We start from the raw sequence: 11,119 nt of genomic DNA, 5'->3' as shown, positions 1-11,119 counted from the left end.
TAAACACCATCTCAAGTTATTTTAGTCGTAATAAGTTGGCCAGCTTCATTAATAGTAACTTTCCATTTCACTCCACTAGCAGTCTTCATGATTATACCTTTACTTGCCTCTATTTCAATATCTCCAAACATTCTTCCACCAGTTGTCGCTAACCAAGCGTTCCCGTTTTCCATAGAAGACCTTGCAAAAATACGATTAATTCGAAAACGCTTATGATCTTGAGAATAACCACTTAATGTAATTCTAACTTTATATAACTGACTCGCCTTCATATTCGATATAATTGTATCGCCAACATTTAATGGAACATCCAACGCGATAACCCAGCTTCCAGTTGCGCTTAATGCATATTCAATTTTAATTTTCTTTGGGCTCTCTCCCCACCCAAAATACATTCCAAAACAATTTAACATTTGTATTGGTTTTTTCGTAAAATCCAGTTCAATTACAACTGGATTACTATCTGGAACGTCAATATAGTTTACACTTTGTTCATCTATTAAATTAAAGCAATTTGCGAGATTCCCCCCGTAAGGCACTTTCCCACTTACTTGCTTAATCGTATACTTCTGCTGAGCATTTACTAAAATATCATCTTGATTCCCTATTAAATGTGGTTTATTTAACGTAATCGGTAACTGAATTCGAAGAGATTCTTCATAGGTAGACTTACAAACATTGTATTGTCCTTTATCTACAATAGTTGTAGAAAGTAAATTTGAAAAAAGGTAGTTACGATGCGAATTAGAAGAAAATTCAATGACAATCTGTTCACTACTCATCCGGTACGTATCCCAAATCATACAATCAAATGTATTATACGCACCTGAGCAACGAATTGCTTTTTTCGTTTGTTGTCTACATTGCACTTGAATATCATGAAACGTATTTCCTGAACTTTCATTTGGCAAATCACTATTTCCATCTACTTCAATCCCATACACACATCCATCAATAAATATTGATTGAAATACATTGGCGTTAATCCAGCAAGGTGTATTGATATCATCTATATACTCTGTTTTCAAATATATTGCAGTTTGAAAGTTTTTAATTTGAATAAATTTAACTTGAAAGAAACTAATATAATCCCATGCCTTTTGACAATAAAAATGTATAGCTTTTCCTTTATACGATGGAGTTGTATTTATTATATTTATATTTGATATAACAGATTGATTAGGTACTTCGATTTGTTGTGAACCAGAAACATAAATAACAGCAGATTGAAACAATGGATTTATAACTTGAATAGTACCACCAACTATCGAAGCGTTACTTTGTAGCTCAAATGCATTAAAATCTCCATCAATTTGCAGCGTTACGGTAGGATCTAACTCTAATCTTACGTTTGATTTAATAACAATCGGCTTTACAATTTTGTACGTATTTACTCCTGTAATTTTTACTGTCGAAATTCGGTTAGCTACACAATAATCAATAGCTTGTTGAATTGCTAATGAGCTATCATTTACCGAGTTTGGAACTGCGCCAAAACAATCAATGTGAACGCTACTTTCTGGCGCACAATCTTCTTGGGAAGAAATATATTCTGACAAAATAAATTCACTCCTCATATTACCTTTTTTCATATAATATGTGAGTTCTCTCTTAAAAGTTTCTATAATAAAAAAAACAAACGACCTACCCGGTCATTTGTTTAACTCATATATATTTTTCGTTTCTTCTATCATTTTAGTTAACGAGAAATACCTCACTGCTTTCTCTCGTGCTTTCAATCTAATATCATTTACCCTTTCTTCATTCCCTTGTAGTTCTTCAAGTGCACTTGCGAATTCGGATTCGCAATATTCAGATATCAAAACACCTGATTCTCCATCTATTACCGCTTCATTTATTCCGCCAACATCTATTGAAACAATTGGTGTCCCTGTAGCCATCGCTTCAATTACTACCATTGGAAACACTTCACGAAAAGATAATAAAAGTAAGGCATCCATATTCCCTATAAACTCATGCGGCTCTGAAATATTCCCTAGCATCTTCACCCTTTGCCGCAATCCATATTTTTCTATTTCTTTCATAATCGATTCTTTCTCTGGTCCATCACCAGCAATATAAAACATAAAATCATTTCTCTTTTTCAACACATTTGCAATTTTGACAAATAGTTGATGGTTTTTCTCTTTGGATAATCTAGCTAATATCCCTATTTTATATGTAGATTCTTTCTTCTTCTGCTGGAATAAAAACTTTTCAATATCGACACCGTTATAAATTGTATTTATTTTTTCTTCTGCTACATGAATTGAAATTAAATTATTCTTTTCAAACTCACTTACTGTAATAATATTGTTTACATATTTATTCATGAAATAACGAAAAAGCGTTGGCATTTTCTTTTCTAATATCGTTACATTATGTTTCGTATAAACAATTTTCATCTTTTTTTTAATAAACTTTTGAATTAGAAAAGCATATAATACCATTCGCAAACTATTTGCATGAATAAGTTCTATCTTTCGTTTACAAATTTCGTTTCGTAAATAATAAATATTTCTCAAATGATTCCATCGACTAAGTAATATAAAATTTTCTTTTCTAGTAAGAGATTCATATAGTTCTCCATCACCTGCAGCTGTATAAATCTTAAAATCATCATAACGCAAATTACTTTCCAATTTACAGAAATAGCTCTCGGCTCCGCCAGTTATCAATTTATCTGTCATCAACAGTATATTCATAATTGCGTCTTCCCAACTACATTAATTTTATTTTTTTTATAAGCATGATAAGCATACTTACTAAAATAGTAAAAAATTTGCACCGAATTCAGTCGTTCTTGTTCCCTTAACAATTTCCAATACCGGAAAGCTGCTCTAATTTTATTTCTAGAAACAGAATTTGTAACAATTCTATATTTCGCTAACACTTGCTGTATCCCTTTTGCTTCATACCCTTCATGTAATAAGTTCAGCCATAACGCTGTATCTTCCGGCTGTATACTAGGCATTTCGACATATGGAATTTTTTCACGATCAATCATCACTGTTAAACAACCGATAATTGTATTTCCTACTAAATAATGATAGTCAACAGATTTTGGTGCACTCACTTCACGATTTAATTCATTACCATTTTCATCAATTAAACTATACGACGCATATGAAAAAGCAATATTCATTTCTTCCATAAATAACAATTGTGTCTTCAATTTATGCGGCAACCATATATCATCACTATCTAAAAAGGCAATGTACCTTCCTCTTGCCTCTTGGATCGCTAAATTCCGAGCTTTAGCAGCACCAACATTTTCTTTTAATGATAATAACCTAATTCGTGAGTCTCCTTCTATTATCTCTTTAATTTTTGCGGCAGATTGGTCGGTTGAACCGTCATCAACGATAATCATTTCCCAGTTTTCATACGATTGATTCTGTACAGATGAAATTGTCTCACCTATAAATCGTATACTATTATAAGAAGGTGTTATTACAGAAACATAAGGCGGCTCGTTATGTACTGATAGACATTTTACCATCTATCTTTCCCCTTCCTTCATATATTGAAATATACTTCACAACAACTGCTAAAAATAAAAAGAACGCTTCGTTAATAATGAGTGACAATGACATCATCTGAAATAAAAATGCAATCATAGTCAATAGAAGATATGGTTTTTCACGAAACAAAGTATGCTGCGCTAGCTTGAACATTAATATGAATAAAAACGCGCTATATAGAAGAAAACCAATTGTACCCGATTCAGACAAAATTTCTAAAAATGTATTGTGTACATATAATTTTTCATTAAATTGATACTCATAATAATTCGAAAAGTTAAAAGCGCCGATTCCAATATATGGATTAGATAAATAATATTTAAAAGCAGCTTCCCATAATGTAAATCTACCACTTCCATTATCATGGGAAAAATCAGAAATTCGTTTATTTAATATATCATCTAATTGGCCCCCCATTACACTATTCGATAAACTAAAAATAACTACACTAAACAATACTAAACTCATAATTATTTTTATTTTTTTGGCGAAACTAGACATACATATATATATAAAAACGACAAGTACAAGCGCTAATATACCGCCCCTTGAAAAGGTTAATAGACTTGTTGTAACACATAAAATCAATCCTAAGATGTTAGTAATATTTTGTAAATTCGTCATATAGTACATAAAAAATATTGTATTATAAAAAATAAAAATGTTAGGATCATCTAGCAATCCAATTAATCGTGGATATCCTCTATCCACTAATAACCCAGCAAAAATTTCTCTCTCTTCTCCACCGTATAAACTAAAGTATTGTAAACCAATTATATATAGTATTAGACTTACAACATTAAATACTACTCCTACATAAGCAATAGATGATTCAAGTACCACTATTTCAGTATTCCCCAATAAATTCCTCATTATAAAATAGCATCCTAAAACGAGTAGCACGCCAAAAATCATACGAATACTAGCATTTAAATACATAGAAAGAATTCCACTTAAACAATAAATGAAATAAAACAGTAAAAATACAACTTCATGAAAATATAACTTTTGAATATGAAAGTTTTTAATTGTTAAACAAAAATATATGACTAAAAAAATCATATATATCTTCAATGAAAATCCAATATATAAATTGTATTTACTTAACATAACAAATAATATTAGAAGAATAATCCATCCCATCGATACTTTCATATTATTTTCCATAGGCTATATCCCCTGTTTCGTAATATAATCCTTTTTGCGTATTTTTCTTATAAAAGAAAGAAGAAGTTTTTTCAGCTCATAATCATATAGGAATATGGCAGCTACTACGATTAATATATTAAGAACAAGCGCAATTAAATGATATGTATGCAATATATATTGCACTCCAATAAAGGTTACACCAAAATAAATTGTATACGGTATTACAATTTGGAATACAATTTTTTTCTTCACTACACTTACCGCTATGTATCCCACTAAAGCGACGATTTCAAATAAAACCATAGCATATGCCGCTCCTATCACTCCACCAATACTACTAAAGCTATAAAGCATAACCCCACCTATCACCAATGCTACACACTGCACAACAGTTCTCTTATTTTGACATCCACTCGTCGTTAAACCGTCAGCAATAGCAATATTTAAACTTTGTAGCACAATAAGAAATGATAATATTTGGAGTGGCTCTACTGCATTGCTCCATTCTTCATGAAAAAATATAGAAATAAAGTATGGTGCTAAATGATATAAACCGATCGTCATACATATCCCTACAATCGCCATTGATTTAATTTGAAGCAAATTTAATTTCGTATGCTCTTCTATATTATTCTGGTTATAATGCTTAAAGAGCACTGGAAAAAATGCACCTGCAATTACCCCTGGTACTTGATATAAAGCTGCCGGCATCCGGTACGCCACTGCAAAAACACCTACCATACTTAATGGCAATGTATAGTTAAGCAAGATAGGTGCTAATTGTGGCGTACTCATTATTAAAAAACCGCTAATAATAAAGGGAGTTAATTGCCAAAATAACGCTTTATGAATTACGACTTTCATATTCATTTTCGTCTTTCTTCTCATGATATATATACTGAATAAACCACCAATCATATACCCAAAAGCATATAAGCGAGCCGTTACATACACCGGTAACTCTCCGAAAATACAAAAACATGTAATTATAATGACAACCGATGCTGATACAACTTTAATGAGCGCTATATACTTCATACGTTCCGTCAGTTGAAAATAGGCAATTCCTATGTTTTGCCAAGTTAATCCTATTAACATGAAAAACATTACGTTTATCATCATATAAATTAAATTTTTATCCGCATACATATAATGAATAACAATATAACCGATTATAGAAATAAGAATAAGTAGAATCATCCTTATTTTTATATACGATGATAAAATCTTCTCTAAATCTGCTCCATCCTTTGCCCCTTCTCGAAGAAACGTATTACTAAGTCCTAAGTCTGTAAAAAATAACATAACAAACGTCACTGCTATGGCAACACTAAACATCCCATAATGTTGTGCGTTAAAAAAGTTTGCTAAAACAATTAAACTGACGGCCTGAAGAAGGTTAGCTAAAATCGTACTATAAAATAGATGGATAATATTGTTTAGAATAGATCTACCCATACAAGTTCTCCTTTGCAAGTAACCTACTTACATATGTTGTTTGTTTACATATATATTTATCTTGCACCATTACCGTTCAATACAATTAAAACGGTTTTACATAAAATACGGATGTCCATCCGAAATGTTTTCATTTCAATATACTCCATGTCCAGCCTCAACTTTTCCTTTGGATCAAGATTATATCCTCCATTTATTTGTGCCCATCCTGTTAATCCTGGTTTTACCATTAAACGATCCTTAAATTCTGGAATAAACGTATCAAACTCATTATAAAAAAACTCTCTCTCTGGTCTAGGGCCTACAAAAGACATATCTCCTCTTAAAATATTTAAAAGTTGTGGTAATTCATCAATTCTCGTTTTTCTTATAAACAATCCAACTTTTGTAATTCTTGAATCATGTTCTTTTGCCCATTGTGGGCCATTTATTTCAGCATCCTTTACCATTGATCTTAATTTAAATACATTAAACTTCTTCCCGTTTATACCTAAACGTTCTTGAAAGTAAATTGGAGCCCCTGATGTTTCTAAAGTAATCATAATACAAAAGAACAACATAATTGGTATCGTTAATAGTAACAATATGATTGAAAATATAATATCAAACAAGCGTTTTACACTTCGATTCAATATGCTAGGCTTTTCTTGAGCCGGAATCGTATACAACTTGGCTTGATTTGTTTCACGAATCATGGATCGTTACCCCCACATTCAAGAATATAAAATTATACCTATTAATTCACATTCTTTCCTATTTATATCCGCTATTACTTTTTGCACTGTACGTAGTGAATCTTTTCGCTTTTTAACTGCTAAGACCACTCCATCGCATTTCTCTGCAATAATGTGCGTAGCAGGAAGATCAAATACTTCAGAAGAATAAAAGAAAATGTAATCAAAATCTTCTTTCCACTTAGCAATCGCATTATCAAATTCATCCATAGCAACTAAGGGCGTCCCTGTGTGTACTGTTTTTTTTGCAGGAATACAATATAAGTATTTAGACAAATTACTAGAAAAAGATTCATAATTACAGGGGAAAGAGCTTATTATATCGTTTACTGTTATCATGTGATCACTTTGTAATAATACATGTAATTTAGGGTCAGAAAAATTCACATCAATAAGTAACACCTTTTTCTTCATTTCTGCAAACACTAGACCCATATTTACTATAAGTGAGGCAACAACACCTCTGTCCTTCGTTGAACTAACTGTGAACAGTTGTTTTCCAGATTTTTTTAACTCGTGATACACCGTATAAAACTGCTCTTTCATCAGATCATCATGCAGATCGAATGGCAGCTGTTTCTTTGTCCTAAACATCGACATGTTCACCTCGATATAAAGATGATTGTTTATCAACCTCTGTAGGTTTCTTTTTTCTATTCGGTTTCATATTTATGTAACCAATAACAGAAACTGTTGTTATTTTCTCTAAATCTTGTTCCGTGTATATACGTTCATCAAAATAATCTCGAAATACAGCTAAACCTATCCCAACAAAAAAACTAACAATTAAAGAAATAGGAATGATCAGTTGAAATTTCGGAAACAATTTTTCAGCCTGTTCCTGTAACTCAGGATCCGTCAACACTTTCACACCTTGTACATTTGTGTACTGTTGAAAACTTTTTTGTGATTGCTCTGCCAATGTCTTTACAATGTCTTTCACGACTTTCGGATTGGAATCTTTTACTGTAACAGTTACAATTTGTGAGTTGTCCGTATTCACTACCGAGATTTTTTGTGCTAATTCATAACTTGATTGCTCTAATTTCAAAGTTTTTTTAACTGTTGAAATAATTAATGGGCTTTTTAAAATATCGACATACGATGTTACTAGTTGCTTATTTTCTTGTGTTTTATTTGTTGAATTTTCCTTATTAAACTCATCTAAATTCCCAACAAGAATTTGCGTTGAATATTGATATGACGGCTTTAAAACATACATAGAGATAAGAACTAAAGAAGCGGTTAAACAACACATCGTTAAAATAATCGTTACGAATCTTCTTTTCAATAATTGTTGAAAATCTTTTATACTCATTTCTTGCTTCAATTATTTCACCGCCCTTTTCTGAATAACATCCTGCGAGTCACTCTTTACAGATACCCCTCTCTTCTTTCTATCCACTTGTTTTGTTACATACTTTCCGACTCTGAATGCAAATTTTTCTACATATATATACGAAAGTATTGCAAATATAAACGAAAATATAAGTGAAAAAATTAAAATAATAGGCAACGGTAATATTTCATGGAGCATGTATATAAGGGAAAACAACGATATAATATGGTATAAATAAAGACTGTAAGAAATCTTACCCAAATATAACAAGTATTTATTGCGTAGCAAGGATGACAAAGTTGATATTGACAAACTTAATATGACAAATAGACTTGCACTTATCGCCACTACGTAGTCTCGAAATATAAAATTATTGAGTACTTTCATTTCTCCAATAAGTCCTTCATACATAAAAAGTAAAATCGCAAATAAAAACCATGCAATTTTCGTATTTTTAGTACAATTACTATAAAAAACTATTAAATTATTTTTATACTTCGCAACTAGTGCCCCCAATAAAAACAGCACTGTATAATGCAACGTTAATGCATAGCTTGTTAATGTTAAGCCCGAGCGAAACAAAAATAATATTACGACAGAACATATACTAAAACTAAACAATAATAGTAATGAACACCTTAACGTTTTTCGTAAACAAATCATCAAAATTAACGGAAAAATTATTGATATTCGCATTTCATGGACAAGTGACCAAATCACACCGTTATATGCATCTGTATTATATTTCCCAACCAATAAAATATGTTGCGCTATTAAGCTTGGAGAACTTTCAATCGTCCATGAGCGATTAAACCATTCACTTAAATAAGAAATACCATATTCACTAATTGTAGCTTGGCATATAATAGCTATAATTATTGCCACAATATAGGGAATATATATTCTGCATATACGTTTTAAAAGATATGACCCATAGCTACTATAGGTTTTTTGAATAGATTCATACAAAACAAATCCGCTCAAAACAAAAAAGATAATAACAGATTCGTTACCACTACTAAAAATAAGACGAGCAGGCGTTTCTTTTAATAGATACACAGCAAATGGTTTATTATCTTCATAGCTGTAATTTTGAAATGCTGAAAAAATCATTAAATGATGACCGATCATTACTATTAATGAAGAAATCCCTCTTATAGAATCCAATTCTTCGTATCTCTTCATCTTTTTACATCAACTCCTAATGAAATGATAATAATCATTTCAAAGCGACATCTTTATTCATATTCCTCTCCTTTCTTTTCATTCCAATTTTTCATATTAAAATGAGTTTATAGTATAAATTTGAGTGTATTGTAACATTTTTTGTAATATTATGAATAGCGAATCTCAAAAATTGGTATATACCAATTTCAACCTCGAAAAATGAGTAATATTGATAGAAAAACACTATAAAAATATCTTGCATATTTACATAAATTAAAGAGATGAATAGCGTTTTTTCAAAATAAAATAAAAAAGATAGCCTATATAGGCTATCTTTTTTATTTTATTTAATTACTGGCATCACTATATGCTACATGTCGTTTCTCAATTCTCTCTTCAATTTCTTTCATATTTTCTTTATTATTTAATAGTGATTGTTTATTTTCAATTAATAATTGTTTAAAAGATTTTCTCACTTTTTTTCTCATTTTCATTGTCCTCCTTGGGGGATGGTTTATATAAAAGATAAAGAATTATCTGTGTGTCCTTATAATAATTGATTGTTGTGAATTCTATTTGAACTTCATATGAAAATTCCGTTTATTTTCTGACAACTTTGTGAACACGAAAAAAAGACTCTCTAAAACTATGTTAAAATTAATTCACTTCATTATAAAAATTACTATTTCCATCAACTTTTATCATTATATCTTGTCGAAACATTTATATATTTAAAATTGGGTTCGACATAATTTTATTTACTATAATACTGTTTACAAAAACAAAAAGAAGGTGTCACCAAGTCAAAGTTCGACTTATGCAACATCCCTCTTTCCAAACTATTTATAGCATATTTATTAATATTTCAGGTCTTCCCCAATTCATTTCTTCACAAACAAATCTAAGTTTTTCTTCATCCATTGTGTGTAATCCCTCTTCTAGTAAACATGAAATTGGAACTTCACAGTGAATTTGTGCTAATTGCAACGAAATATTTAAGTTCTCTAAATCACTTTCAATCTTCGTACGCTGCGCTTTTGTTAATGATTCTACATTTTCTAGTACAGCGGATACTGTTCCGTGCTCTTGAATAAGCTTATACGCTGTTTTTTCACCGATACCTTTTACACCTGGATAATTATCACTTGTATCTCCCATGAAAGCTTTTGCATGGACGATTTGCCACGGCTCTACACCTTTTTCTTCCATGATTTTCTCCGGTGTGTAATATTCGTAATTTCCAATTCCTTTACGCAGAAGCATAACTGTAACGTTCTTATCAACAAGTTGAAGTAAATCTGTATCACCAGTTAAAATATAAACTTCAGCTTCATTGCAGTATTGTTTTGCAAGCGTACCGATACAATCGTCCGCTTCGTAGCCTTTCATACCGATAACTGGAATGGATAATTTCGCAGTCATTTCTTGCACTAAATCAAATTGAGGAATTAATTCTTCTGGTGGCGCTGCACGATTTGCTTTATAATTCGAGAACGATTCTGTTCTAAATGTCGTACTTCCCATATCCCAGCATGTAACGATATGTGTTGGTTCAATCGCTTGCGTAGCTGTTAACAAGTGTTTCATATAACCATGAATCCCATTCGTAGGGGTTCCATCTTGTCGTTTCATAAATTGTCCGTAGACACTTGTTGCGTAAAAAGCACGAAATAATAGTGCCATACCATCAACTAATAATACTTTTTTCATAATTCCTCTCCTATTAAAAAAATAATAACCTCACGTTA

11 protein-coding genes are annotated in these 11,119 nt (G+C 31.1%); all 11 read right to left on the bottom strand.

The window, feature by feature from the left end:
* Window positions 1-11: 11 nt before the first annotated feature.
* On the bottom strand, window positions 12-1,559 hold the full coding sequence (locus MHH27_RS08420) for a hypothetical protein (protein ID WP_340942197.1): 1,548 nt from the start codon (window positions 1,557-1,559) through the stop codon (window positions 12-14).
* A gap of 93 nt (window positions 1,560-1,652) precedes the next feature.
* Window positions 1,653-2,705, bottom strand: coding sequence for a glycosyltransferase family 4 protein (locus MHH27_RS08415; RefSeq protein ID WP_340942194.1), 1,053 nt, complete (start codon window positions 2,703-2,705; stop codon window positions 1,653-1,655).
* Complete coding sequence (locus MHH27_RS08410; RefSeq protein WP_097821887.1) at window positions 2,702-3,502, bottom strand: glycosyltransferase family 2 protein; 801 nt, start codon at window positions 3,500-3,502, stop codon at window positions 2,702-2,704. Before MHH27_RS08410 ends, MHH27_RS08415 begins: the two co-directional genes overlap by 4 nt.
* Entirely contained in the window at window positions 3,477-4,691 is a 1,215-nt protein-coding gene (locus tag MHH27_RS08405) for an O-antigen ligase family protein (RefSeq protein WP_098836195.1), read from the bottom strand. The genes MHH27_RS08410 and MHH27_RS08405 overlap by 26 nt, the downstream gene beginning before the upstream one ends.
* A 3-nt stretch (window positions 4,692-4,694) precedes the next feature.
* Window positions 4,695-6,131, bottom strand: a complete 1,437-nt coding sequence (locus MHH27_RS08400; RefSeq protein ID WP_141541706.1) for an oligosaccharide flippase family protein — start codon at window positions 6,129-6,131, stop codon at window positions 4,695-4,697.
* A 56-nt stretch (window positions 6,132-6,187) separates the two neighbouring features.
* Window positions 6,188-6,826, bottom strand: a complete 639-nt coding sequence (locus tag MHH27_RS08395) for a sugar transferase (protein WP_065228552.1) — start codon at window positions 6,824-6,826, stop codon at window positions 6,188-6,190.
* 18 nt (window positions 6,827-6,844) lie between these two features.
* Complete coding sequence (locus tag MHH27_RS08390; protein ID WP_139213200.1) at window positions 6,845-7,465, bottom strand: CpsD/CapB family tyrosine-protein kinase; 621 nt, start codon at window positions 7,463-7,465, stop codon at window positions 6,845-6,847.
* Entirely contained in the window at window positions 7,452-8,195 is a 744-nt protein-coding gene (locus MHH27_RS08385) for a YveK family protein (RefSeq protein WP_340942185.1), read from the bottom strand. Before MHH27_RS08385 ends, MHH27_RS08390 begins: the two co-directional genes overlap by 14 nt.
* Entirely contained in the window at window positions 8,196-9,389 is a 1,194-nt protein-coding gene (locus tag MHH27_RS08380; RefSeq protein WP_340942183.1) for an acyltransferase family protein, read from the bottom strand.
* Window positions 9,390-9,718: 329 nt separating this feature from the next.
* The gene (locus MHH27_RS08375) at window positions 9,719-9,859 is read right to left on the bottom strand and encodes an FbpB family small basic protein (protein ID WP_090975958.1); all 141 of its coding nucleotides are present in this window, start codon (window positions 9,857-9,859) and stop codon (window positions 9,719-9,721) included.
* 355 nt (window positions 9,860-10,214) lie between these two features.
* Entirely contained in the window at window positions 10,215-11,081 is an 867-nt protein-coding gene (locus tag MHH27_RS08370) for a 5'-3' exonuclease (RefSeq protein WP_000757069.1), read from the bottom strand.
* Window positions 11,082-11,119: the final 38 nt, after the last annotated feature.

Origin of the sequence: Bacillus sp. FSL L8-0152 (assembly GCF_038006365.1) — a bacterium.
Classification (GTDB): Bacteria; Bacillota; Bacilli; order Bacillales; family Bacillaceae_G; genus Bacillus_A; species Bacillus_A cereus.
This window is presented reverse-complemented; position numbering and strand designations above follow the sequence as displayed.

Bases quoted from the DNA above. Each gene is read 5' to 3' on its own strand.
- MHH27_RS08415 (WP_340942194.1), bottom strand. From the start codon at position 2,705: ATGAATATACTGTTGATGACAGATAAATTGATAACTGGCGGAGCCGAG.
- MHH27_RS08410 (WP_097821887.1), bottom strand. From the start codon at position 3,502: ATGGTAAAATGTCTATCAGTACATAACGAGCCGCCTTATGTTTCTGTA.
- MHH27_RS08405 (WP_098836195.1), bottom strand. From the start codon at position 4,691: ATGGAAAATAATATGAAAGTATCGATGGGATGGATTATTCTTCTAATA.
- MHH27_RS08400 (WP_141541706.1), bottom strand. From the start codon at position 6,131: ATGGGTAGATCTATTCTAAACAATATTATCCATCTATTTTATAGTACG.
- MHH27_RS08395 (WP_065228552.1), bottom strand. From the start codon at position 6,826: ATGATTCGTGAAACAAATCAAGCCAAGTTGTATACGATTCCGGCTCAA.
- MHH27_RS08390 (WP_139213200.1), bottom strand. From the start codon at position 7,465: ATGTCGATGTTTAGGACAAAGAAACAGCTGCCATTCGATCTGCATGAT.
- MHH27_RS08380 (WP_340942183.1), bottom strand. From the start codon at position 9,389: ATGAAGAGATACGAAGAATTGGATTCTATAAGAGGGATTTCTTCATTA.
- MHH27_RS08375 (WP_090975958.1), bottom strand. From the start codon at position 9,859: ATGAGAAAAAAAGTGAGAAAATCTTTTAAACAATTATTAATTGAAAAT.
- MHH27_RS08370 (WP_000757069.1), bottom strand. From the start codon at position 11,081: ATGAAAAAAGTATTATTAGTTGATGGTATGGCACTATTATTTCGTGCT.